This window comes from Pseudomonas sp. MDT1-17, from assembly GCF_054898105.1.
In genome coordinates this window covers 2,072,895-2,094,483 of record NZ_JBUBVM010000001.1, presented here as the reverse complement: position 1 = coordinate 2,094,483, position 21,589 = coordinate 2,072,895, and the positions used below count along the sequence as shown (strand labels likewise).

The window sequence follows — 21,589 nt, the reverse complement described above, 5'->3', positions numbered from 1 at the left end:
ATCTTTTCGTTGGGGCCTGAGCTTAGTGGCCCTTTGTTACGCAACGCAACCATTGCCTTGCGTCCTGACTGGCGCGACACTTGCGCGCCAATCAAGGAAGGAACGTGCTGTGAACCCCGTCGATACTCTGCGTTTGCTGTCGCTTGCCGCCATTTGGGGCGCGAGCTTTCTGTTCATGCGCATCATCGCCCCGGTGATTGGCACAATCCCCACTGCTTTTTTCCGCGTGTCGATTGCCGCTGCCGGCCTGTTGGTGATCCTCGGGCTGATGCGCATCAGCTGGGATTTCAAAGGCAAGCTCAAAACCGTAATGCTGCTCGGGGTGATCAACTCCGGGATTCCGGCGACCCTCTATTCGGTCGCCGCGCAAGTGCTGCCGGCCGGTTACTCGGCCATCTTCAACGCCACCACGCCGCTGATGGGCGTGCTGATCGGCGGTTTGTTCTTCCATGAAAAACTCACCGGCGCCAAGCTTGGCGGGGTGTTTCTCGGGCTGCTCGGTGTCGGTGTCCTGACGCGTGCGGGGCCGGTGGCGTTCGACATGGAACTGCTGATGGGCGCCCTCGCCTGCCTGCTCGCCACGACCTGTTACGGTTTCGCCGGGTTCCTCGCGCGCCGCTGGCTTGATCAGGCCGGTGGCCTCGACAGCCGACTGTCGGCGTTGGGCAGCATGCTGGGCGCGACGTTGTTTCTGTTGCCACTGTTTGGTTACAGCGTGATCAGCCAGCCACCGGCAAGCTGGGGCGGCTGGAATGTCTGGTTATCGTTGCTGGGGTTGGGACTGATGTGTACGGCCTTGGCGTACATTATTTACTTCCGTCTGCTCAGCTCGGTCGGGCCGGTGAAGTCGATGACCACGACCTTCCTGATCCCGCCGTTCGGGGTGTTGTGGGGAGCGTTGTTGCTGGATGAGCCGTTGTCGATGGCACACATCTATGGCGGGGTGTTGATCGCGGCGGCGTTGTGGTTGGTGTTGAAGTCGACGGTGGTGAAGCCATCAAAAGTGGCTGCGCGATAGTGTTGCTGCGTTGCTGATAATGTCATCGCGAGCAAGCTCGCGATAGCGGTAGCTCAGACACCGACAATCACAAAGCTAAGTCACTCACCCCCCCGTCCACCAACCGCCGAATCCCAAGCGGAGTGGCGGCCCGCTACGATTTGGCCCGGAGCAATGCTTCAGGCCTTATTCAGGTTCAGGCTGATTTACGGAATACGAACACCAGACCAACGATGATCAGCAGCATGCCGAGCATGCTCAATGCCGCCAGCCGGTTACCAAAAATCAGGTAGTCCATGACCGCCGTCACCGCTGGCACCAAATAAAACAGACTGGTGACATTGACCAGGTTGCCCCGGGCGATCAAGCGATACAGCAGCAAGGTCGCCAGCACCGACACGACCAATCCCATCCACAACACCGGCACGATGAAACCGGTGCCGTGTTCGAAATGAAAGGGTTGGAATGGCACGAAGATCCCGCAGAGCAACAGTCCCGCCAAGTATTGCACTGGCAGTGTGCCGAGGGGATTGTCCGTGATGCGCTTCTGCATGATCGAACCGCACGTCATGCTCGCCAGCGCCAGCAATCCGAAGAGCATGCCAGCCAACGACATGCCGGCCAGACCGATGCCCTGATAGACCACCATGATCAGACCGATCAACCCCAATGCCAGACCGAACATTCGGCTGGCTGACCGCTGACGCTCCATGATCACCACCGTGAGAATCGGCTGCACGCCCATGATCGTCGCCATCACGCCTGGCGTGACTTTCAGGTCCAGGGCCAGCAGATAGAAAATCTGGTAAGCCCCCAGCAACACCACGCCCGTGGCCATCGCATACAGCATCGGCTTGCCACCCTTGGGCAGCTTGAGCTTGAGCAGCGGCACCAGCAGCACCAGACCGCACAGCGCGATGGCGAAACGAAACATCAAAAAGGCAAAGGGTGACGCGTGGGCCAGGCCCCATTTGGAGAAGATCGCCCCGCTGCTCCACAGCAGAACGAACAGGCTCGTGGACGCCGCCGCGAGCGCGGATTTTTTCGAAAGGACAAACATGAATACCACCTGTAGTCAGGCAAAAAGCCAACTCAGCCGAAGCTGAAATTCAGTAGTTTTTTCAAGCGGGGGCTTTTTCAGGCGGGCATGAGAACAGCAGAAAAAAACTGATCAGCCCGAAAAGCCAACGCCCGGCGGTGATACGACTGCGCACACCGGCGTGCTACTGACAGGTGGGGGGTAATGACTGATCTGCGCAGGCTGCTGATTCCCGCACGGCACGACGCCAGCGTTGACCGCTGAATCGACTACCGCGTTGATGAGGGAAGCTGGCATGGGCTGATCTTTTTTGATGGGTAGAAAAGTGGGTTGGAAAACACCGAGCGCCGACTATAACCAGCGCGTGACATGGATTGCAATGACTTGGACAAAGGGCCAGTAAAGACACGTAAAGAACTGCTGCTTACTCTGGGAGAGGTGGAATCGCCCGCTGCGGGAGACATGGAATGCAAGAGATCAAATGCCAAGGGAACGGACGCATCTTCGGTATCAGTTGTATAGGTCGAGAGCCAGGAAGCTTGCAGCTGCCAGCATTGCCGCGCTGCAAGAGGAAAAGGATCAGTTCGCCCCTACCGTTCTCGATTTATCGAAGGTGCAATTTGAACCGATCGACGCACATGCATTGAATGCTTGTGAGCGCTGGGATGATCCACATTTTTCATGGCATGAAGTTGTTGGATGGAAAGCGAAGGAGCCTTTGGCGCTGGATCTATCCATCTGGTTCGATGAACAACTGTGCGGACTTTGCTTCGCAAATCCAAACAAAAGTCGGCAACGAATTCGCATCGTGCGACTGGAGGGACGGCCAGGAAAAGTTCACCCTTTGAAAAAACGTATCGCTCCATTGTCCCTACTGGTCATTGAGCAGTACGCCACAATTTTCGGCAGTGGAGTCATCGAAGTTCAGGAGCCACTGAAAGGTGCAATTCCAACCTATCAACAGCTTGGCTTTTATTACGATGCTGAACGCCGACTTGTCAAAGCAGTGGAAAGCCTAGTATCGTGAAAAACTGCTCAATTAATGATCAATTGCGGAGGGAAAATGGGTAAAACAATTAAGAAATCCCCTACAACAAAACGCTCATCCGCACTCGAAAGAAAACAGATTGCTCTAGTGCTCACAGCCAGTCAGCGACGTATTCTACAAATTATTGCGACGGGCATCGAAGGCGAAGAACCTAACGTGCTCGCCGGGCGCCGATGACATTGACGGGCAAAAAAACCGCTCCAAGGAGCGGTTTTTTTATTGATGATAATCACCTAAACAACCAATACCCCAACAACGTCAGCACCACCACCGCCAACACCGGTCGCAGCACACGGTAGGCCTTGGGGTTACGACGTTTCCACTGTTTGATCACACCGCTGAACGTGTCGCTGGAGTTCTTGCTCCAGGCGTAAAACTGGTTAACTCCGCCAACACGTTCATCATCAAGATTCTGCGGCGCAGTGGCGCGCCCCAAAAACCCACTGATCCAGCGATTGATGCGGGTCATGAGGCGGTTGCTCAGCGGTCGTTCGATGTCGCAGAACAGGATGACCCGACTCTTGTCGGTTTCGTTCCTGACCCAATGCACGTAGGTTTCGTCGAACATTACGTCTTCGCCATCACGCCAGGCATAGACCTGACCATCGACGAAGATTCGGCAGTCGTCGGAGTTCGGTGTCGACAACCCCAGGTGATACCGCAGGGAACCGGCAAACGGATCGCGGTGCGGGTTGAGGTGGCTGCCACCTGGCAGCAACGCGAACATGGCGCCTTTGATGTTGGGAATGCTGCTGACCAGCGCCACGGTTTTCGGGCACAGTGCTTCGGCCGACGGCAGTGGCTTGTCGTACCATTTGAGGTAAAAGCGCTTCCAGCCTTTCTTGAAAAACGAACCAAATCCGGCGTCGTTGTTCCTTTCGGCAACGCGGATGTAACCTTCGTCGAACAGGTGCATCGCTTCATCGCGAATGACTTCCCAGTTGTCCTTGAGCACGTCCATTTCCGGGAACTTGTTGCGGTCCAGATAGGGTTTGGATGGCACGCTGGAGAACAGGTACATCAAGGCGTTATAGGGTGCGAACAAAGCCGAATGGTTGACGAACTGGCGCAGGACCGGCAGACGCACCTTGCCGCGTAAATGCACATAAAGAGTGCTGCCGAGGAACAGCAACAACAGTGATGCCTTCGCGGCAATGGAAAAGGTCATCAACAACTCCTTGATAGTAGACAACTCTATACAACGCCATTTACCCGACGTGGCATCCGGCCATGATCCACATTACCAGCCTCAGGAAAAACCCGCCTATCGCAACATTCAGTGTTAAGGATCGCGCAATAAAGCACTTTTTAACATAAGGTTCCTGAACAGGGGCTGACCGGAATCACCCCCCTCTCACAAGATCAAAAACAAGATCAAAAGATCGTCCGAACGCGGCCCGAACCTGCGGCAACTCCTACTGCTGGTTCTCCTGATCGGTAAACAGGTCACTGAACAGCATGCTCGACAGGTAGCGCTCGCCGGAGTCCGGCAGGATCACCACGATGGTCTTGCCCTGCATTTCCGGAGTTTCCGCCAGACGGACAGCCACAGCCATGGCCGCGCCACAGGAAATGCCGCTCAAAATCCCTTCTTCCTGCATCAAGCGCAGGGCCATGGCCTTGGACTCGTCATCGCTGACCAGTTCCACCCGATCGATCATCGACAGATCAAGATTTTTCGGCACAAAACCAGCACCAATACCCTGGATCTTGTGAGGGCTGGGCTTGATCTCTTCGCCCGCCATTGCCTGAGTGATGACCGGCGACACCGCTGGCTCCACCGCCACCGAGATGATCGGTTTGCCCTGGGTATTCTTGATGTACCGCGAAACCCCGGTGATGGTTCCACCCGTTCCGACGCCTGCCACCAATACGTCGACTGCACCGTCGGTGTCGTTCCAGATTTCCGGACCGGTCGTTTTTTCGTGGATGGCCGGGTTGGCCGGGTTGTCGAACTGTGCGGGCATGAAGTACTTGGACGGGTCACTGGCGAGGATTTGAGTCGCTTTCTCAATCGCTCCTTTCATGCCCTTGGCCGGTTCGGTCAGTACCAGTTCGGCCCCCAGTGCCTTGAGCACTTTGCGTCGCTCGATACTCATGGATGCCGGCATGGTCAGCATCAGCTTGTATCCGCGAGCCGCGGCAACGAACGCCAGGCCGATACCGGTATTGCCCGAGGTCGGTTCGACGATGGTCATGCCAGACTTGAGTTTGCCGGTGCTTTCGGCGTCCCAGATCATGTTCGCACCGATCCGGCACTTGACCGAGTAACCGGGGTTACGCCCTTCGATTTTGGCCAGGATGGTCACCCCCCGGGGGGCGATACGGTTGATCTGCACCAGCGGCGTATTGCCGATGGAATGGGCGTTGTCAGCGAAAATGCGGCTCATGGCTGGGTCCTTGTACAGCATTGAATAAGCCCTTCAAGGTATGCCTGTTGCCCGTAGTCGTCCAGTCAGTCGAACGTCCCGCAACCGGCGCAGTCAATGGTTTTACATAGCCAGAGATTTACCATCATGAAACGGAGATACAGTTGGCCGCTGTGGACCCTCGCCGGCCTTGTTGTTCTGCTGGTTGCCCTGCACATCGCCCTGCCGTACATGGTGCGCGACTACCTAAATGACAAGCTGGCGGACATGGGCGACTATCGTGGCCAGATCACCGATGTGGACCTGGCCCTGTGGCGCGGCGCGTACAAAATCAACGGGCTGAAAATCGTCAAGGTCGACGGCAAGGTCCCAGTGCCTTTCGTCAACGCGCCGCTGATCGACCTTTCCGTCAGTTGGCATTCACTGTGGAACGACCACGCTGTCGTGGCCGAGGTGCAGTTCTTCAACCCCGAGGTAAACTTCGTCGACGGCGGCGCCAACAAGAAAAACTCTCAAACCGGTCAGGGCACCGACTGGCGTGCGCAGTTGAGCAAACTGGCGCCGATCACCTTCAACGAAGTGCGGATCAACGATGGCAAGATCACGTTCCGCAACTTCAATTCCAAGCCCCCCGTGAACATGAACGCCACTCAGGTCAACGCCAGCATTTATAACCTGACCAACGTGGTCGACACCAAAGGCAAACGCGACGCTCGCTTCGAAGGCAAAGCGCTGCTGCTCGGGCACGCGCCACTGGAAACCACCGCAACTTTCGACCCTTTAAGCAACTTTGAAGATTTCGAGTTTCGCCTGCGAGTCAGGGACATCCAACTCAAACGCATGAACGACTTCGCCTCGGCCTACGGCAAATTCGACTTCAATGCCGGTCACGGTGATGTAGTCATTGAAGCGCAGGCTAAAAAAGCTCGATTAAAGGGTTACATCAAACCGCTGCTGAAGGACGTCGACGTGTTCAATTGGCAGCAGGACGTAGAGAACAAGGACAAAGGGCTTTTCCGTTCCATCTGGGAGGCCATCGTAGGTGGCTCCGAAAACGTACTGAAAAACCAGGGCAAAAACCAATTTGCAACTCGCGTCGAACTGAGTGGCAATGTACATCGACAAGATATCAGCGCATTCCAGGCGTTTTTGCAGATTTTACGCAATGGTTTCATTCAGGCGTTTAATGCCCGATACGAACGACCAAAACCGGAAGCGGGTTAAGGTTTGCGCGTGACGGTGTAGCGACCAGTCTCTTCGGCCGCCCGCGCCGGGTTCGATTGCTGCTGCAAAAAATCCCATCCCAGACAGGCCAGGGCTAGCGATCGCGGTACTGGTTCGCGGCCGCTGCTGTAGCGCGTGATGCTGCGAGCACTGACCCCCAGCGCTTCGGCCGCCTGATTCAGCGGCAACCCGGTTCGAGCGCGCCAGTCGATGAAGATCCGGGTGTTTTCGTCCGATGCGTTTTGCGCGAGCGCCTCCAGATAAAGCGTGTCTGCGCCGATCTGAATGTCCAGTTCAGGCCATTCAACACTCCAGCCATCATCGCCCAGGGTTGCACCGTCGAAAGCTCCAGTCTCCAGCAATGGTTGCAACCCTGGATAGCCGCGCAGGTCTCGACTCAAATCGAGGATCAGTTGCTGACCGTCGATAAAGGTCAGCGCCAGTTGGTGATCTGGCATCGCCTGCACAGACGAGAGCCGTGGTCGTTTCATGGGTAACATCGTTTCCAATCCTCCAGCAATTGCACCTGATGGGCCCTGACCCACTCCAGCGCTTCCTTGATAATCAGCGGCGGCGCCTTGCCCACCATCACTTCGACGGTTTCAAGGCTGAGCATCACATCGAGCCCGCCACCAGTCAGGTGGACATGGGGCGGCGGATGATCCTTCTCGCGCAACTGAATGCGGTATGTATCGCGAAATCGGTATTTAGTAGACATGCCCCGCAAGCTATCGCCAAAATGGCGATAGCTCAATACTGGCCAGCAGCCGAGACTGAGTCAAGATGTGACGCCCCATTCAGAGACTGAATAAGCCGTCTGCGTTCACAGTCGACCGGGCACCGCGTTATAGTCGGGTACTACAATTATTGCGCCCCGCCCTGCCTCGTTCAGGTCGGCGTTACCGTTCGAGGATTAGCAGATGAAGTTCGAAGGCACCCCGGCCTACGTCGCCACCGATGACCTGAAGCTGGCGGTCAACGCCGCCATCACCCTGGAGCGTCCGCTGCTGGTCAAGGGCGAGCCGGGCACCGGCAAAACCATGCTCGCCGAGCAACTGGCCGAATCCTTCGGCGCCAAGCTGATCACTTGGCACATCAAGTCCACCACCAAGGCGCATCAGGGCTTGTACGAGTACGACGCGGTCAGCCGTCTGCGGGACTCGCAACTGGGCACGGAGAAGGTCCACGACGTTCGCAACTACCTGAAAAAGGGCAAGCTCTGGGAAGCCTTCGAGTCCGAAGAGCGGGTGATCCTGCTGATCGACGAAATCGACAAGGCCGACATCGAGTTCCCGAACGACTTGCTGCAAGAACTCGACAAGATGGAGTTCTACGTTTACGAGATCGACGAGACCATCAAGGCCAAGAAGCGTCCGATCATCATCATTACCTCCAACAACGAGAAAGAGCTGCCGGACGCCTTCCTGCGCCGCTGCTTCTTCCACTACATCGCTTTCCCCGATCGCGTAACGCTGCAGAAGATCGTCGATGTGCATTACCCGAACATCAAGAAGGACCTGGTCAGCGAAGCGCTGGACGTGTTCTTCGACGTGCGCAAGGTGCCGGGCCTGAAGAAGAAGCCCTCGACTTCCGAACTGGTGGACTGGCTGAAGCTGCTGATGGCCGACAACATTGGCGAAGCGGTACTGCGCGAACGCGATCCGACCAAAGCCATTCCGCCGCTGGCAGGCGCCCTGGTGAAGAACGAACAGGACGTGCAGTTGCTTGAGCGTCTGGCGTTCATGAGCCGTCGCGGCACTCGCTGATCCCTCTGTTTAACAAGATAGAGGACGATAAGCATGCTGCTTAACCTGTTCAATGAAATGCGCGCAGCCAAAGTGCCGGTCTCGGTACGGGAGCTGCTGGACCTGATCAACGCGCTGAAACAGCGCGTGACCTTCGCCGACATGGACGAGTTTTATTATTTGTCCCGGGCGATTCTGGTGAAGGACGAAAAGCATTTCGACAAGTTCGACCGGGCGTTCGGTGCTTACTTCAATGGCTTGGAGAAACTCGACGATCACCTTCAGGCATTGATCCCGGAAGACTGGCTGCGCAAGGAGTTCGAGCGATCCCTGACCGAGGAAGAGCGAGCAGCGATCCAGTCCCTCGGCGGCCTGGACAAGCTGATCGAAGAGTTCAAGAAGCGCCTCGAAGAACAGAAAGAACGCCATGCCGGCGGTAACAAGTGGATCGGCACTGGCGGCACCAGCCCGTTCGGTTCCGGCGGCTTCAACCCGGAAGGCATCCGGGTCGGCGATGCCGGTAAGCGTCAGGGCAAAGCGGTCAAGGTCTGGGATCAGCGCGAGTACAAGAACCTCGACGATTCGGTGGAGCTGGGCACGCGCAACATCAAGGTCGCCCTGCGACGGTTGCGCAAATTCGCGCGCCAGGGTGCGGCGGAAGAACTGGACATCGATGGCACCATCGACCACACCGCGCGTGATGCCGGGCTGCTGAACATCCAGATGCGGCCGGAGCGGCGCAACACCGTCAAGTTGTTGCTGCTGTTCGACATCGGCGGCTCGATGGACGCTCACGTGAAGATCTGCGAGGAACTGTTTTCCGCCTGCAAGACCGAGTTCAAGCACCTGGAGTACTTCTACTTCCACAACTTCGTTTATGAATCGGTGTGGAAGAACAACATGCGCCGCACTTCCGAGCGCACCTCGACCCAGGACTTGCTGCACAAATACGGCGCGGACTACAAAGTGATCTTCATCGGCGACGCCGCCATGGCGCCGTATGAAATCACCCAGGCCGGCGGCAGCGTCGAACACTGGAATGAAGAGGCGGGTTATGTGTGGATGCAGCGGTTCATGGAGAAGTACAAGAAGGTCATCTGGATCAACCCGTATCCGAAAGATACGTGGGGCTATACGTCTTCGACCAACATCGTGCGGGACTTGATTAACGACCAGATGTATCCGCTGACGTTGCGGGGGTTGGAGGAAGGGATGCGGTTTCTTTCCAAGTAACCGTGTCACGACTCAAAAGATCGCAGCCTCCGGCAGCTCCTACACCGATCTCTGTAGGAGCTGCCGGAGGCTGCGATCTTTTGATCTTCACCTGAATTGCCGCAAATATTCGACCTGTTCCCGATGTGCCACCTCCTGCACCACCGGCCGCAACCGCACCGTTGCCCCCGGTAGACACTGCGCCAGCCGTGCCAATGCCAACGGCGTCAAGGCGCCCAATCGCGGATAACCGCCAATGGTCTGTCGATCATTGAGTAAAACAATCGGCTGCCCGTCCGGCGGCACCTGAACTGCACCCAGCGGGATACCTTCGGAAATCATCGGTTTGCCCTGGTACTGCAACGCCGTTCCCAGCAAGCGGATACCCATCCGGTCGGCACGGCTGTCGAGGGTCCAGACGCTGTTGAACGCATCAAACAAACTCTGTCCACTGAACTCGCCGATTTGTGCACCGAGCACCAGGTCCAGCGGCGCGCTGAGTCTGAAATCCGGCACCTGTTCGCGCGCCAACTCCCGCAGCAGGAGCAGTGAGCTCCCCGAATAGCTCAACGGCGCACCTTTGGCCAACGCCCGGCCCATGCCATCCAGCCCGCCGAGTTCCTCACGGACCACCGTTGCGCTACTGCCCAACACTTTTGGCGCATCAAATCCGCCCGGCGCCGCCAAATAAGCCCGAGCGCCAATCAGCGGCTGAGTGAATTGCAATTGCTGACCTTTGTTCAGCCTGAAACTGCGCCACGGTGCCAAAGCCTCGCCATCCACCTGCGCCCCCAGATCCGCCCCGGCCAGGGCCAGCACGCAATCCTCTTCGGCAACAACAGTAAACCCGCCGAGGGTGATTTCAATCACCGCTGCATCCAGCCCATTGCCCAATAACCAATTGGCCCACGACATCGATCGCCAGTCCGTCGCCCCGCCCTGGGTCACGCCAAGATGCCGAACGCCAAAACGGCCAGCGTCCTGCAACAGGCACAGCGGTGTACTCGCTTGTATTGATAGACGGCTCATGCCTGCGCCTCCAACGGCGTGTCGTCACCGCCCAGATTGATGAATTCGGCATGGCTGACAGCTTCGAAGCGCACCGTGTCGCCGGGTTGCATCAGGCTGTAGCCGTCGCGTTCGCGGTCGAACAATTTGGCCGGGGTGCGACCGATCAGATTCCAGCCACCGGGGGACACCACCGGGTAAGCGGCAGTCTGGCGTTCGGCGATGCCGACACTGCCGGCGGCTACCTTTTTACGCGGCGTGTTCAGACGCGGCGCCGCCAGCACTTCCTCCACCAATCCCATGAAAGCGAAACCCGGCGCGAAACCCAAGGCGAACACCTGATATTCGCGCTCGCTGTGGCGGCGGATCACTTCATCCACCGCCAGCCCGCTGCGCTGGGACAACAGGCTCAATTCGGGGCCAACGCTCACGTCATACCAGACCGGCAGCACATGACATTTGCCGCGAGTGCAGGCGTTGGGCGACAGATCGATCAAGGCCTCGGCGATCAGCTCCCGAGCCTGAGCTGGACTCAACGCGGTCAGATCGTAATGCACCATCAACGTCGTATAGGACGGCACCAGATCGATCAGATGCCCGGCGAACGCAGCGCGCAAGCCTTCGCTAGCCGCGAGCATCCACGGCATGTTGGCCTCGCTGATCTCATCAAACAGACGCACCATCAAGCAATCCAGCGCCACCACTTCGACCCGGGTTTTCATGGCGCGCTCTGCTGATCAAGTGCTTCGCGAATACGCCGCACAGCGGCTACCGAACTGGCGTTGTCGCCGTGTACGCAGAGGGTGTTTGCCTGCAAGTGCAAGGCACTGCCATCGCTGGCCGTGAGGTTGCCACCACGGGCAATGATCAGCGCCTGTTCGATGATTGTCTCGGGATCGTGATGCACCGCGCCCGGCAATTGCCGCGAGACCAGCATTCCGGCGCTGTCGTAAGCGCGATCGGCAAAGGCTTCGAACCACAGGGTCACGCCGTATTCATCGCCCAATTGCTGTGCGGCGCGGTTGTCGCGAGTGGCCATCAACATCAGCGGCAACTGGCGATCATAGGACGCTACCGCCTGAAGAACGGCGCGCAATTGCGCCGGGTTGGCCATCATGTCGTTGTACATCGCACCGTGGGGTTTGACGTAACTCACCCGCCCGCCCTGGGCCCGGCAGATGCCGTCGAGGGCGCCGATCTGGTAGTGCAAAATGTCCTGAAGTTCCTGCGCGGTGTAGGCCATGGAGCGGCGGCCGAAGCCGACCAGATCCTGATACGCCGGATGCGCGCCAATCTGTACGCCGTTGCTCAGGGCGAGGCTGACGGTCTTGCGCATGATGCTCGGGTCGCCGGCATGGAAGCCGCAGGCGATGTTGGCGCAATCGATGAAGGGCATGACCTCGGCGTCCAGACCCATGGTCCAGTTGCCAAAACTCTCGCCGATGTCGCAGTTCAATAGCAGGCGGCTCACGGTGAACACTCCTGTAGGTTTGATTCTTTTTAGCTGTAGGCATTTGCCCGTAGATTATCAGTTGCTGGGCATTAAGTTATTGGGCGTCAAGTTGCTTGCCACGGGTTTCCGGCAGGCTCAGGGCCGCAAGGATCACCACCCCGTAGGACACCGCCGCAAAAGCACCGATGCCTACGCTCAATGGCACCGTCTGGCTCATCAAGCCAATCAGCAGCGGGAACAACGCCGCCAGCGCCCGGCCAATGTTGTAGCAAAAGCCCTGACCCGACCCGCGAATCCGCGTCGGAAACAGTTCGGTCAGAAACGCGCCCATGCCACTGAAAATCCCTGAAGCGAAGAAGCCCAACGGAAAGCCCAGCCACAGCATCACGCCATTGCTGACCGGCAATTGGGTGTAAAGCAGAACGATGGTGAACGAGCCGACCGCGAACAGAATGAAGTTCTTTTTACGCCCGAGGATGTCAGTCAAATACGCGCTGATGACATAGCCAACGTAGGATCCGACGATCACCATCGCCAGATAGCCACCGGTGCCGAGTACGCTCAAACCGCGCTCATTCTTCAGAAATGTCGGCAACCAGGAGGTGATCGCGTAGTAACCGCCCAAAGCACCAGTGGTCAGCACCGACGCACGAATCGTGGTGAAGAGGATGCCAGGGGCGAAGATCTCGTAGAACTTTGCCGGGTTGCCCGGTTCCTGCTTGGCTTTGGCTTCGCGGTAGATTTCCGGGTCTTTGACCAAACGGCGGACGAAGATCACAAAAATCGCCGGCACGATGCCAAGAATGAACAGAGCGCGCCAGGCGTCTTCCGGCGGCAGCACCGAGAACAGCAACGCATACAAGATCGCCGTCACCCCCCATCCCAGCGCCCAGCCTGATTGCACCATGCCCACGGCCTTGCCGCGGTCCTTGGCACGAATCACTTCACCCATCAGCACGGCGCCGGCGGTCCATTCGCCGCCGAAACCGAAGCCCATCAGGGTGCGACTGATCAGTAGTTGCTCGTAGTTCTGGGCGAAACCGCAAAGGAAGGTGAAGAAGGCAAACCACAGAACCGTCAGTTGCAGGGTACGTACGCGACCGATGCGGTCGGAGAGAATCCCCGCCACCCAACCGCCAATGGCCGAGGCGATCAGGGTGCTGGTGTGAATCAGCCCGGCCTCGCCGGTGGTGATGCCCCACATCGCAATCAGGGTCGGTACCACGAAGCTGAGCATCTGGGTGTCCATGCCGTCGAGGCCATAGCCGATCTTGCAGCTCCAGAAGGTGCGACGTTCCTGCTGATTGATGTTGCGGTACCAGTCGAAAGGTCCCGGGCGAGCCGTGGCTTTGGGGATGTCGAGCGTGTCGGGCGCACTCATGGCAAATCTCCGCGCTAATTTTATTGGTATTGTTCTGAGCCCCGACGACGCCTATCGTGGGAACCGGATGGCCTGATTTTTGGGCCGCGGGCCCTGCTACGTCCAACTAATAAAAACCCGCCCTAGACATAAGAAAACTTTTTATCTCAGAGCAGATCCCATGAACCTGAAGTTTCTCGAGACCTTTGTCTGGGTCGCCCGACTCAAGAGTTTTCGCCTGACCGCAGACAAACTCTTCACCACTCAAGCGTCGATATCCAGCCGCATTGCAGTGCTCGAAGGCGAGCTCGGGGTGAAGCTGTTCCTGCGCGATTCACGCGGCGTGAGCCTGACGCCCGAAGGCTTGAAAGTGCTCGAGTACGCCGAGCAAATGATGGACACCATGCAGGCGCTCAAGCAGTCGATCGAGACCCGTTCGAGCAAGGTCGGTCGGGTTCGCATCGGCGTGATGGACACGGTCATCCATACTTGGCTGAGCCCGTTGGTGGCGCAAATGATGGATCACTATCCGCTGGTGGAAATCGAGCTGGTGGCCGATACCGCGCTCAACCTCTGTGATCAGCTGCAAAAAGGCTTTCTCGATCTGATCCTGCAAACCGACCTGTTGCGTCAGGAAAGTGTGCGCAGCCTTGAGCTGGCCAGTCACCCGATGGGCTGGATCGTTGCCAGCAATTCGATCTACAACCGCGAGTATTCAGGCATTGCCGATCTGGCGCGCGAGCGCATCATTACTTACTCGAAAAACTCCCATCCGCACCAGGACATCTTGAGTTTGATGCAGGCCAACGGCGTCATGGCGCCACGGCTCAACTGCGTGAACTCGGTATCGGCGATTACCCGTTTGCTGCGCGATGGCTTCGGCATTGGCGCGTTGCCGCCGGTGCTGGTGGCCGAAGAACTGGCGCGGGGTGAACTGACCTTGCTGGCCATCGAGCAACGGCCGCCGAATTTGCAGGTGGTGGTGTCATGGCGGGTTGGCGTGGAGTGGGTCGAGGAGATTGTTGCGTTGTGTCAGCAGGTGCTGGAGGGGTATGCGCGCAAGGTGGGTGAAAACTACATCGTCCTGAGTAAACCTTCGGTTCGCTAAAATTAAATCAAAAGATCGCAGCCTTCGGCAGCTCCTACAGGGCGTTCACTATCCCAATGTAGGAGCTGCCGCAGGCTGCGATCTTTTGATCTTTTTCTTACAACCCGCGCACATCCCGGTCTTCGATCGGCCGGCTCTGACGCAGGCGCTTGCCGCCCAGCACCACCCAGTCGATCAACCGGAACAGGCATTCAATGCCGAACGACAACAGCAACGCTCCGCTCATGCCCCAGATCATCGCTTCCGGCGTCAGCAGAATCTGGTAGCTATAGCCATTCCAGGTTTCCTTGCGAATATCCGGGTCTGCTGCCAACGCAACCTGCAGTAAGCGGATGTACCACGGGCCCTGCATGGCCTGGAACTGTTTATCGAGGGCCAGTTGACGGGTCAGCAAAGTGCTCAGGCTGTCGGCATCGCTGCGAAAGATCGGATCTTCGCTCGCGCGGTAATGGGCCACCAGTGCCTGCATGTCACCTTTGAAGAACTGATTGGCAGTGCCCTGAAAACCGCTCAGGCCGGTCTGCGCCTCAATCAGATGCGCTTCGACCCGCTTGGCATAATCGCTGATGAACCCCGGCACCTGGACACCGATCAACAGACCCGCCGCGAACAACACCAGCCGTAGATAACTGAGCAACATGAGGGGCAATCCTTATTCGGTCTTGCCCTGGCTGACGCATTCGCCGCGTCGCCAGAGGCTCCATTGGCCCGGTTCGTAGCGGGTCCAGGTTTCGTTTTCGGTCAAGGGTTCGGTGGCGATCACCGTGACCACGTCGTTGGGCGTGGTTTCGGCCTGGAAGTCGACGATCACATCGACGTCCTTCAAGCGCGCCGGGCCAAATGGCGCGCGACGGGTGATTTGCGCCAGCTTGGTCGAGCAATAGCAGAACAACCAATCGCCGTCGCTGAGCAGGCAGTTGAACACGCCTGTGCTGCGGTATTCAGCGCAGGCTGCTACCAGGTCTGGCAACAGTTCTTCGACCTCTACCGGTTCCGGGAACGCAGCGCGCACACGGTTGAGCAAATCGCAGAACGCCGCTTCGCTGTCGGTATCGCCGACCGGGCGGTAAAAACTCTTGATCGGTTGAAAGTCCGCGAGCTGACCGTTGTGGGCGAAACACCAGTTGCGCCCCCACAGTTCACGCACGAACGGATGGGTGTTGGACAGGCAGACCTTGCCGACATTGGCCTGACGGATGTGCCCGATCACGACTTCGCTCTTGATCGGATAGCGTTGCACCAGGTTCGCCACTTCCGACTCGCTGCTCGCCGCCGGGTCCTGAAACAGCCGCAGGCCACGGCCCTCGTAAAAGGCGATGCCCCAACCGTCACGGTGCGGACCGGTGCGACCGCCGCGCTGCATCAGCCCGGTGAAGCTGAACACGATATCGGTCGGCACATTGGCGCTCATGCCCAATAACTCACACATGCTCGGGTTCTCGCTGAAAGGCAGGGGCAAGGTTACAGACGTGGTTCAACCCGCAACCGCTGAGGATTGCTCGGCACCGGTGGACGACCGTAACGATCATCGCCCGCACCGCCAAAGGGATGATCTTCTTCCGGTTCGTCGGCCCGCGTCGCAGCCTTGGCAGCGGCAGCCTGTTCCTTGCGAGCGTTGGACGCACGCTCGATAGGGAACCGGATCGCCACGAACACCAGGTAAATGCCGAAGACGATCATGCCGTACATGAACAGGTCGGAAACCGCTCGCCAGGCGTTGTTGCCGACCTTGAACATTAGATCAAGGGCAGTAATGGCGATGGCCGGAGCGACCTTTTCCTTCACCGGGTCGATGATGGTGGGGCTGAACAGCAACACGGCAACCAGCAGCCGCAGCGGTTCACGCAGCCAGCGCCACATCCAGCGGGTCAAGCGCATCCACACCAACAGGCAGCCCAAAGCGGCAAAGGCGTAGAGGCCCCAAGCGATCAGATAGTCGTTCTCGGTCATGGTGTCCATGGCAAGGCAGGCAAAGAGGCGCTTATAGTAACGACTTTTCGCACGTCAGGCTTGCCACAATGCCAGCCCTTTATACGCAACCCCTGTGGGAGCGGGCTTGCTCGCGAAAGCGGTGTGTTAGTCAACAGAGATGTTGAATGTGCTGGCCTCTTCGCGAGCAAGCCCGCTCCCACAGGTTGCGAAGCCCCTATTCCGTACATTGTTTGAGAGCCATTCATGCCCGAATCCGTCAACGTCACCAGCGCCCCGATTGCCCATAAGGCCGACGGTCCTGACCCGTATGCCTGGCTGCAGGAACGCGACACTGACGCGGTGCTCGACTACCTGAAAGCGGAAAACCGCTATCAAGAGGCGCAAACCGCCGATCAGGCCGAGCTGCGTGAAACCCTGTTCGAAGAGATCAAGAGCCGGATTCTCGAAACCGACCTGTCCTTGCCCTCCCCTTGGGGTCCGTACCTGTATTACACGCGCACCACGGCGGGTGATGAATACGCCCGTCACTACCGCTGCCCGCGCCCGGCCGATGACAGCCTGCAGCTCGACGAAAGCCAGGAACAGTTGCTGCTGGACCCGAATGCACTGGCCAAAGGCGGCTTCTTTTCCCTGGGCGCGTTCAGTATCAGCCCGGACCACCAGCGTCTGGCCTACAGCATCGATGCCACGGGCGATGAGATTTACACGCTGTTCGTGAAGGAATTGTCCAACGGCCGTATCAGCGAACTGGAATTCCAGGACTGCGACGGCAGCATGACCTGGGCCAACGACAGCCTGACGCTGTTCTTCGGCGAGCTGGACGAGACGCATCGCCCGCACAAGCTGTTCCGCTACCGACTGGACGGAACAGCGGCTGAAGAAGTGTTCCATGAGCAGGACGGCCGATTCTTCATGCATTGCTACCGCTCGAGCTCCGAGCAGCAACTGTTGCTGTCCCTGGGCAGCAAGACCACCAGCGAAGTCTGGGTGCTCGACGCATTCCAGCCGCAGCAGGCTTTTACCTGCGTGGCGCCACGGGTTGAAGACCATGAATACGACATCGACCACGGCGCACTCGACGGTCAATGGACCTGGTTCATTCGCACCAACCGCGACGGCATCAACTTTGCCCTGTACCACGCCGTCGACACCGGCGTGGCGCCGACCGAGGCCGATTGGCAGAACCTGATTCCTCACAGCGACACGGTGATGATCGACGGCATGAGCCTCAACGCCGGGGCCATGACCCTGAGCCTGCGGGTCGGCGGCTTGCCGGTGATTGAAGTTCATCCGCAAGACCTGCCGAGCTATCGCGTGCAACTACCGGATGCGGCCTACAGCCTTCACGTGCAAAACAGTCTGGAATTCGTCAGCGACAGGATCCGTCTGCGCTACGAAGCATTGAACCGTCCGGCGCAAATCCGCCAGCTTGAGCTGGGCAGCGGCGAGCAGAAAGTCCTCAAGGAAACCCCGGTGCTCGGCCCGTTCGACGCCGATGCCTACGTCAGCCAGCGTCTGTGGGCTACCGCACCGGACGGTACGAAAGTGCCGATCAGCCTCGTCGTCAAACGCGAAGCCCTCGGCCAGCCGACGCCGCTTTATCTGTATGGCTATGGCGCCTACGGTGAAAGCCTCGACCCGTGGTTCTCCCACGCTCGTTTGAGTCTGCTGGATCGTGGCGTGGCGTTCGCCATCGCTCACGTGCGTGGCGGCGGTGAACTGGGCGAAGCCTGGTATCGCGCCGGCAAGCAGGAACACAAGCACAACACCTTCAGCGACTTCATCGCCTGCGCCGAACACCTGATCGCCGATGGCTTCACCACATCACAGCAATTGGCGATCAGCGGCGGCAGCGCCGGCGGCCTGCTGATCGGCGCTGTGCTTAATCAGCGGCCGGATCTGTTTGGCGCAGCGATCGCCGAAGTACCGTTCGTCGACGTGCTGAACACCATGCTCGACCCGGACCTGCCGTTGACCGTCACCGAATACGACGAGTGGGGTAATCCTGAAGAGCCAGAGGTCTATGAGCGAATCAAGGCCTACGCCCCGTACGAAAACGTCACCGCGCAAGCCTATCCGGCGACCCTGGTGATCGCCGGCTACAACGACAGTCGCGTGCAGTACTGGGAAGCGGCCAAGTGGGTGGCAAAATTGCGCGCGACCAAAACCGACACCAATCCCCTGCTGCTCAAGACCGAATTGGGTGCCGGGCATGGCGGGATGAGCGGTCGCTATCAGGGATTGCGTGACGTAGCACTCGAATACGCATTTGTTTTCAAGGTTTTGGGCATCGCCTGAGGAACTCCGTTCGGCGTGCCGGTCTTAACACCAGACACCGGGCCCAATCCAACACAATTCCAATGTGGGAGCGGGCTTGCTCGCGAAGAGGTCGTCACATTCAATATAAATATTGGCTGTCACACCGCCTTCGCGAGCAAGCCCGCTCCCACAAGGGATTGGGGACATCCCGAACAATCGGACCCAGACACAAGAAAAAGACCGTGACGACATGTCAGAACCGACCTTACTGAACAACGAAATTCGCGACTGGCTGATGGACTGTGGCCTGTTCGATCAACTGCTGCCGGCGGACTTTGCCGCCGCCTCGGGTTACTTCAGCATCAGCACCATTGCTTCGGGCGAAGAGATTTTCCATGAGGGCGATGCCGGCAGCTTCATGTGCATCATCCACACCGGCCAGGTCGCAGTGCAGAAAACCAACAGCGACGGGCAACGGGTGACCATGGCAACGTTGCGCAGCGGTCGGGCGTTCGGCGAAATGGCCGTACTCGACGGCGAACGACGTTCAGCCAGTTGCGTGGCCGCGAGCAATTGCCAGTTGCTCAATCTGGGCAAGGACTCGCTGGAAAAGATGCTCAACGAGGCGCCGAAAATCGCCGCCAAAATCATCCGCGCCCTTGCCGTCTCCCTCTCCAGACGCCTGCGCATGGCCGACGGGCAACTGCTCTCGCAGCAGGTTTAACCGCCGGGTGATTTGGCTTTCGACGGGTTTTGCTCCAGCCCCGGCAGTGGCTGGTCCTTGGTAGGCGGGCTAGGCATTTCCATGGGCACCAACGGCGGACCGCCACTGCCAGGGCCAACCTTGGGCACGCTGGTCGGCGTGATTTGCGGGTACGGTGTCGGGGTCGCAGTGCCGGGCGAACCGGGCTGCGGCGCAGGGCTGGTGGGGATGGTTTGCAGCACCTGGGCCTGCACTGCAGTTATCGAGAGCGCGGCCAAGGCAATGACCGTTAGAATGATGCGCTTCATCAATGGCTCCGTTGGCCTTGTTGTCTTTTTGCAGGCTACTCCCAACGGCGCGTGTTTGCCTTCCTCCTCTTATGCCAATTTTTCCTCAAGTGAGTCCCATGAAACGTTTCGTTCTGCTCGACACCACTCCAATTCCTGAAAATGGCGGTGCCTTGTGCCTGTTCGAATACGGCGAGGATTTTGTCATCAAGATCCAGGGCGGCGACGGCGGGCAACTGATGAACACCCGCATGCACGGTTCCGAAGATGCGCTGGCCGAGATCCCGTGCCGTAAAGTGGCCGGCCGGCCGAATTCGCGTGTGCTGATCGGCGGCCTGGGCATGGGCTTCACCCTCGCCTCGGCCCTCAAGCACCTGGGCAAGACTGCTGAAGTGGTCGTCGCCGAACTGGTACCGGGGGTGGTGGAGTGGAACCGTGGACCGCTGGGCGAGAAAGCCGGGAACCCGCTGCTCGACCCGCGTACGGTCATTCGCATGGAAGACGTGGCCAACGTGTTGCAAGCTGAGCCGCAAGGTTTCGACGCGATCATGCTCGACGTCGACAACGGCCCCGAAGGCCTGACCCAGAAGGCCAACAGCTGGCTCTACTCCGCTGGCGGCCTGAGCGCCTGCGCCAAGGCCCTGCGGCCCAAAGGTGTGCTGGCCGTATGGTCCGCGAGCGCTGACCGACAGTTTTCCGACAAACTGAAGAAGGCCGGCTTCAAGGCCGAGGAAGTCCAGGTTTTCGCCCACGGCAACAAAGGCACCCGCCACACCATCTGGATTGCCGAGAAGCTCAAGGGCTGAGCTAAACTGCGTTTATTACCGTCATTAGTCTTTTACAAAGGTGAACCCATGAGTTCGTCAACGCCTCCGTCCAACACGTCGAAGCTGGACCGCATCCTTGCTGACAACCAGCGCGACAAGGAAATGGGTTACCGCGACAAGGCCCTGAAAATGTACCCGCACGTGTGCGGCCGCTGCGCCCGCGAGTTCTCCGGCAAGCGCCTGAGCGAACTGACCGTGCACCACCGCGACCACAACCACGACAACAACCCTCAGGACGGCTCGAACTGGGAGCTGTTGTGCCTGTATTGCCACGACAACGAACACTCGCGGTACACCGACCAGCAGTATTTTAGTGAAGGCTCGCTGAGCTCGCCGAAAATCGCCAAGGCGACGCATAACCCGTTTGCGGCGTTGGCGGGGTTGATGAAGAAAGAAGACTGAGCCTCGCATGATCGTTCCCTCCAGAGCGTGGGAACGATCACCGAACACCCCTCCCCCAATCCCCGTATAATCGCCGTTTTTTCCCCGAAGGCACCCGCTCGTGGCAGACAAACGGTACAGCTGCATTGGTTTGTATAACCCCAAATCACCGGAGAACGTCGGTTCGGTGATGCGCGCCGCTGGCTGTTATGGCGTGGCCTCCGTGTTCTACACCGGCAAGCGCTATGAACGCGCCGCCGACTTCGTCACCGACACCAAGCGAGTGCACTACGACATTCCGCTGATCGGCATCGACGACCTGAAAAAAATCCTGCCGCTGGGCTGCGTTCCGGTCGCTGTAGAATTGGTGGACGGCGCCCGTTCGCTGCCGGAATACACCCATCCGGACCGTGCGCTGTACATTTTTGGCCCGGAGGACGGCTCGCTGGATAAAGAGATTCGTGACTGGTGCGAAGACGTGGTCTACATCCCGACCACCGGCTGCATGAACCTGGCGGCCACCGTCAACGTCGTACTCTACGACCGCCTGTCCAAGGGACTCAATACTCGCTCCGGGGCGAAATTTCGCTGATTCACCGCACATCCGATGGAACAAGCCGCGCTCCTCGGCAGTCAG

At 58.6% G+C, this 21,589-nt stretch carries 24 protein-coding genes; 11 read left to right on the top strand and 13 right to left on the bottom strand.

The genetic code is table 11. The features are described from left to right. The first annotated feature begins 109 nt into the window (after nt 1–109). The gene (locus ACYZTX_RS09650) at nt 110–1,018 is read left to right on the top strand and encodes a DMT family transporter (RefSeq protein WP_462033869.1); all 909 of its coding nucleotides are present in this window, start codon (nt 110–112) and stop codon (nt 1,016–1,018) included. Nucleotides 1,019–1,193: 175 nt separating this feature from the next. Here ACYZTX_RS09650 and ACYZTX_RS09645 read toward each other — a convergent pair whose 3' ends face one another. Further along, nucleotides 1,194–2,057, bottom strand: coding sequence for a DMT family transporter (locus ACYZTX_RS09645; RefSeq protein ID WP_462033868.1), 864 nt, complete (start codon nt 2,055–2,057; stop codon nt 1,194–1,196). 460 nt (nt 2,058–2,517) lie between these two features. On the opposite strand from ACYZTX_RS09645, the gene ACYZTX_RS09640 reads away from it, so the two are divergent. Then, on the top strand, nt 2,518–3,063 hold the full coding sequence (locus ACYZTX_RS09640; protein ID WP_462033867.1) for a hypothetical protein: 546 nt from the start codon (nt 2,518–2,520) through the stop codon (nt 3,061–3,063). 250 nt (nt 3,064–3,313) lie between these two features. Here ACYZTX_RS09640 and ACYZTX_RS09635 read toward each other — a convergent pair whose 3' ends face one another. Continuing rightward, nucleotides 3,314–4,252: an aspartyl/asparaginyl beta-hydroxylase domain-containing protein gene (locus tag ACYZTX_RS09635; RefSeq protein ID WP_462033866.1), complete on the bottom strand. Its 939-nt coding sequence runs from the start codon at nt 4,250–4,252 to the stop codon at nt 3,314–3,316. A 247-nt stretch (nt 4,253–4,499) separates the two neighbouring features. Then, nucleotides 4,500–5,474, bottom strand: coding sequence for a cysteine synthase A (cysK, locus tag ACYZTX_RS09630; RefSeq protein WP_462033865.1), 975 nt, complete (start codon nt 5,472–5,474; stop codon nt 4,500–4,502). Between the two features lie 126 nt (nt 5,475–5,600). Here cysK and ACYZTX_RS09625 point away from each other — a divergent pair, with 126 nt between their 5' ends. Further along, nucleotides 5,601–6,677: a DUF748 domain-containing protein gene (locus ACYZTX_RS09625; RefSeq protein WP_462033864.1), complete on the top strand. Its 1,077-nt coding sequence runs from the start codon at nt 5,601–5,603 to the stop codon at nt 6,675–6,677. Here the strand turns inward: ACYZTX_RS09625 and ACYZTX_RS09620 are convergent. Both ACYZTX_RS09620 and ACYZTX_RS09615 read right to left on the bottom strand, forming a co-directional pair. Continuing rightward, complete coding sequence (locus ACYZTX_RS09620) at nt 6,674–7,177, bottom strand: DUF2442 domain-containing protein (protein ID WP_462033863.1); 504 nt, start codon at nt 7,175–7,177, stop codon at nt 6,674–6,676. The genes ACYZTX_RS09625 and ACYZTX_RS09620 overlap by 4 nt on opposite strands. Beyond that, complete coding sequence (locus ACYZTX_RS09615; RefSeq protein ID WP_033047627.1) at nt 7,165–7,395, bottom strand: DUF4160 domain-containing protein; 231 nt, start codon at nt 7,393–7,395, stop codon at nt 7,165–7,167. Before ACYZTX_RS09615 ends, ACYZTX_RS09620 begins: the two co-directional genes overlap by 13 nt. Nucleotides 7,396–7,597: 202 nt before the next feature. Here ACYZTX_RS09615 and ACYZTX_RS09610 point away from each other — a divergent pair, with 202 nt between their 5' ends. Beyond that, entirely contained in the window at nt 7,598–8,443 is an 846-nt protein-coding gene (locus ACYZTX_RS09610) for an AAA family ATPase (protein WP_140677330.1), read from the top strand. A 33-nt stretch (nt 8,444–8,476) separates the two neighbouring features. Beyond that, nucleotides 8,477–9,655: a vWA domain-containing protein gene (locus ACYZTX_RS09605; RefSeq protein WP_462033862.1), complete on the top strand. Its 1,179-nt coding sequence runs from the start codon at nt 8,477–8,479 to the stop codon at nt 9,653–9,655. A gap of 87 nt (nt 9,656–9,742) precedes the next feature. Here the strand turns inward: ACYZTX_RS09605 and ACYZTX_RS09600 are convergent, their stop codons facing one another. The 4 genes from ACYZTX_RS09600 to ACYZTX_RS09585 form a co-directional block, all read right to left on the bottom strand. Next, nucleotides 9,743–10,663, bottom strand: a complete 921-nt coding sequence (locus ACYZTX_RS09600) for a 5-oxoprolinase subunit C family protein (RefSeq protein WP_462033861.1) — start codon at nt 10,661–10,663, stop codon at nt 9,743–9,745. Next, nucleotides 10,660–11,364 (bottom strand): 5-oxoprolinase subunit B family protein, encoded by a 705-nt coding sequence (locus ACYZTX_RS09595; protein WP_462033860.1) that lies wholly within the window; start codon nt 11,362–11,364, stop codon nt 10,660–10,662. Before ACYZTX_RS09595 ends, ACYZTX_RS09600 begins: the two co-directional genes overlap by 4 nt. Beyond that, entirely contained in the window at nt 11,361–12,113 is a 753-nt protein-coding gene (locus tag ACYZTX_RS09590; RefSeq protein ID WP_462033859.1) for a 5-oxoprolinase subunit PxpA, read from the bottom strand. The genes ACYZTX_RS09595 and ACYZTX_RS09590 overlap by 4 nt, the downstream gene beginning before the upstream one ends. 76 nt (nt 12,114–12,189) lie before the next feature. After that, complete coding sequence (locus tag ACYZTX_RS09585; protein ID WP_462033858.1) at nt 12,190–13,476, bottom strand: MFS transporter; 1,287 nt, start codon at nt 13,474–13,476, stop codon at nt 12,190–12,192. Between the two features lie 160 nt (nt 13,477–13,636). Between ACYZTX_RS09585 and ACYZTX_RS09580 the strand changes: the two genes are divergently transcribed. Continuing rightward, a complete protein-coding gene (locus ACYZTX_RS09580) occupies nt 13,637–14,563 on the top strand; it encodes a LysR family transcriptional regulator (protein ID WP_462033857.1) in 927 nt (308 codons plus the stop codon). A 97-nt stretch (nt 14,564–14,660) separates the two neighbouring features. On the opposite strand, the gene ACYZTX_RS09575 is transcribed toward ACYZTX_RS09580, so the two are convergent. Genes ACYZTX_RS09575 through ACYZTX_RS09565 form a run of 3 tightly spaced genes read right to left on the bottom strand, consistent with a single transcriptional unit; the run spans nt 14,661 to nt 16,522 of the window. Continuing rightward, nucleotides 14,661–15,203: a DUF2937 family protein gene (locus ACYZTX_RS09575; protein ID WP_074874312.1), complete on the bottom strand. Its 543-nt coding sequence runs from the start codon at nt 15,201–15,203 to the stop codon at nt 14,661–14,663. Between the two features lie 12 nt (nt 15,204–15,215). Continuing rightward, complete coding sequence (locus tag ACYZTX_RS09570; RefSeq protein WP_462033856.1) at nt 15,216–15,992, bottom strand: class II glutamine amidotransferase; 777 nt, start codon at nt 15,990–15,992, stop codon at nt 15,216–15,218. Nucleotides 15,993–16,024: 32 nt separating this feature from the next. Further along, the gene (locus ACYZTX_RS09565; protein ID WP_462033855.1) at nt 16,025–16,522 is read right to left on the bottom strand and encodes an MFS transporter; all 498 of its coding nucleotides are present in this window, start codon (nt 16,520–16,522) and stop codon (nt 16,025–16,027) included. 216 nt (nt 16,523–16,738) lie between these two features. Here ACYZTX_RS09565 and ACYZTX_RS09560 point away from each other — a divergent pair, with 216 nt between their 5' ends. After that, nucleotides 16,739–18,793: a S9 family peptidase gene (locus ACYZTX_RS09560; RefSeq protein WP_462033854.1), complete on the top strand. Its 2,055-nt coding sequence runs from the start codon at nt 16,739–16,741 to the stop codon at nt 18,791–18,793. A 211-nt stretch (nt 18,794–19,004) separates the two neighbouring features. Beyond that, entirely contained in the window at nt 19,005–19,478 is a 474-nt protein-coding gene (locus ACYZTX_RS09555; protein WP_462033853.1) for a Crp/Fnr family transcriptional regulator, read from the top strand. Here the strand turns inward: ACYZTX_RS09555 and ACYZTX_RS09550 are convergent. After that, nucleotides 19,475–19,765: a hypothetical protein gene (locus tag ACYZTX_RS09550; RefSeq protein ID WP_462033852.1), complete on the bottom strand. Its 291-nt coding sequence runs from the start codon at nt 19,763–19,765 to the stop codon at nt 19,475–19,477. The genes ACYZTX_RS09555 and ACYZTX_RS09550 overlap by 4 nt on opposite strands. A 98-nt stretch (nt 19,766–19,863) precedes the next feature. On the opposite strand from ACYZTX_RS09550, the gene ACYZTX_RS09545 reads away from it, so the two are divergent. The 3 genes from ACYZTX_RS09545 (at nt 19,864) to ACYZTX_RS09535 (ending at nt 21,544) form a co-directional block, all read left to right on the top strand. Next, nucleotides 19,864–20,550: a spermidine synthase gene (locus ACYZTX_RS09545; RefSeq protein WP_076030084.1), complete on the top strand. Its 687-nt coding sequence runs from the start codon at nt 19,864–19,866 to the stop codon at nt 20,548–20,550. Between the two features lie 48 nt (nt 20,551–20,598). Then, nucleotides 20,599–20,973, top strand: a complete 375-nt coding sequence (locus ACYZTX_RS09540; RefSeq protein WP_462033851.1) for a YajD family HNH nuclease — start codon at nt 20,599–20,601, stop codon at nt 20,971–20,973. A gap of 100 nt (nt 20,974–21,073) precedes the next feature. Then, nucleotides 21,074–21,544 carry an RNA methyltransferase gene (locus tag ACYZTX_RS09535; protein ID WP_129441984.1) on the top strand — a complete coding sequence of 157 codons (471 nt, stop codon included), beginning with the start codon at nt 21,074–21,076 and terminating at the stop codon, nt 21,542–21,544. Nucleotides 21,545–21,589 lie beyond the last annotated feature (45 nt).

What these genes read in the sequence shown, in the direction of transcription:
- ACYZTX_RS09600 (WP_462033861.1), bottom strand. Translation starts at nt 10,663, where the DNA reads ATGAGCCGTCTATCAATACAAGCGAGTACACCGCTGTGCCTGTTGCAG.
- ACYZTX_RS09585 (WP_462033858.1), bottom strand. Translation starts at nt 13,476, where the DNA reads ATGAGTGCGCCCGACACGCTCGACATCCCCAAAGCCACGGCTCGCCCG.
- ACYZTX_RS09605 (WP_462033862.1), top strand. Translation starts at nt 8,477, where the DNA reads ATGCTGCTTAACCTGTTCAATGAAATGCGCGCAGCCAAAGTGCCGGTC.
- ACYZTX_RS09570 (WP_462033856.1), bottom strand. Translation starts at nt 15,992, where the DNA reads ATGTGTGAGTTATTGGGCATGAGCGCCAATGTGCCGACCGATATCGTG.
- ACYZTX_RS09615 (WP_033047627.1), bottom strand. Translation starts at nt 7,395, where the DNA reads ATGTCTACTAAATACCGATTTCGCGATACATACCGCATTCAGTTGCGC.
- ACYZTX_RS09610 (WP_140677330.1), top strand. Translation starts at nt 7,598, where the DNA reads ATGAAGTTCGAAGGCACCCCGGCCTACGTCGCCACCGATGACCTGAAG.
- ACYZTX_RS09645 (WP_462033868.1), bottom strand. Translation starts at nt 2,057, where the DNA reads ATGTTTGTCCTTTCGAAAAAATCCGCGCTCGCGGCGGCGTCCACGAGC.
- ACYZTX_RS09625 (WP_462033864.1), top strand. Translation starts at nt 5,601, where the DNA reads ATGAAACGGAGATACAGTTGGCCGCTGTGGACCCTCGCCGGCCTTGTT.
- ACYZTX_RS09635 (WP_462033866.1), bottom strand. Translation starts at nt 4,252, where the DNA reads ATGACCTTTTCCATTGCCGCGAAGGCATCACTGTTGTTGCTGTTCCTC.
- cysK (WP_462033865.1), bottom strand. Translation starts at nt 5,474, where the DNA reads ATGAGCCGCATTTTCGCTGACAACGCCCATTCCATCGGCAATACGCCG.
- ACYZTX_RS09560 (WP_462033854.1), top strand. Translation starts at nt 16,739, where the DNA reads ATGCCCGAATCCGTCAACGTCACCAGCGCCCCGATTGCCCATAAGGCC.
- ACYZTX_RS09540 (WP_462033851.1), top strand. Translation starts at nt 20,599, where the DNA reads ATGAGTTCGTCAACGCCTCCGTCCAACACGTCGAAGCTGGACCGCATC.
- ACYZTX_RS09620 (WP_462033863.1), bottom strand. Translation starts at nt 7,177, where the DNA reads ATGTTACCCATGAAACGACCACGGCTCTCGTCTGTGCAGGCGATGCCA.
- ACYZTX_RS09575 (WP_074874312.1), bottom strand. Translation starts at nt 15,203, where the DNA reads ATGTTGCTCAGTTATCTACGGCTGGTGTTGTTCGCGGCGGGTCTGTTG.
- ACYZTX_RS09595 (WP_462033860.1), bottom strand. Translation starts at nt 11,364, where the DNA reads ATGAAAACCCGGGTCGAAGTGGTGGCGCTGGATTGCTTGATGGTGCGT.
- ACYZTX_RS09565 (WP_462033855.1), bottom strand. Translation starts at nt 16,522, where the DNA reads ATGGACACCATGACCGAGAACGACTATCTGATCGCTTGGGGCCTCTAC.
- ACYZTX_RS09545 (WP_076030084.1), top strand. Translation starts at nt 19,864, where the DNA reads ATGAAACGTTTCGTTCTGCTCGACACCACTCCAATTCCTGAAAATGGC.
- ACYZTX_RS09555 (WP_462033853.1), top strand. Translation starts at nt 19,005, where the DNA reads ATGTCAGAACCGACCTTACTGAACAACGAAATTCGCGACTGGCTGATG.
- ACYZTX_RS09550 (WP_462033852.1), bottom strand. Translation starts at nt 19,765, where the DNA reads ATGAAGCGCATCATTCTAACGGTCATTGCCTTGGCCGCGCTCTCGATA.
- ACYZTX_RS09640 (WP_462033867.1), top strand. Translation starts at nt 2,518, where the DNA reads ATGCCAAGGGAACGGACGCATCTTCGGTATCAGTTGTATAGGTCGAGA.
- ACYZTX_RS09580 (WP_462033857.1), top strand. Translation starts at nt 13,637, where the DNA reads ATGAACCTGAAGTTTCTCGAGACCTTTGTCTGGGTCGCCCGACTCAAG.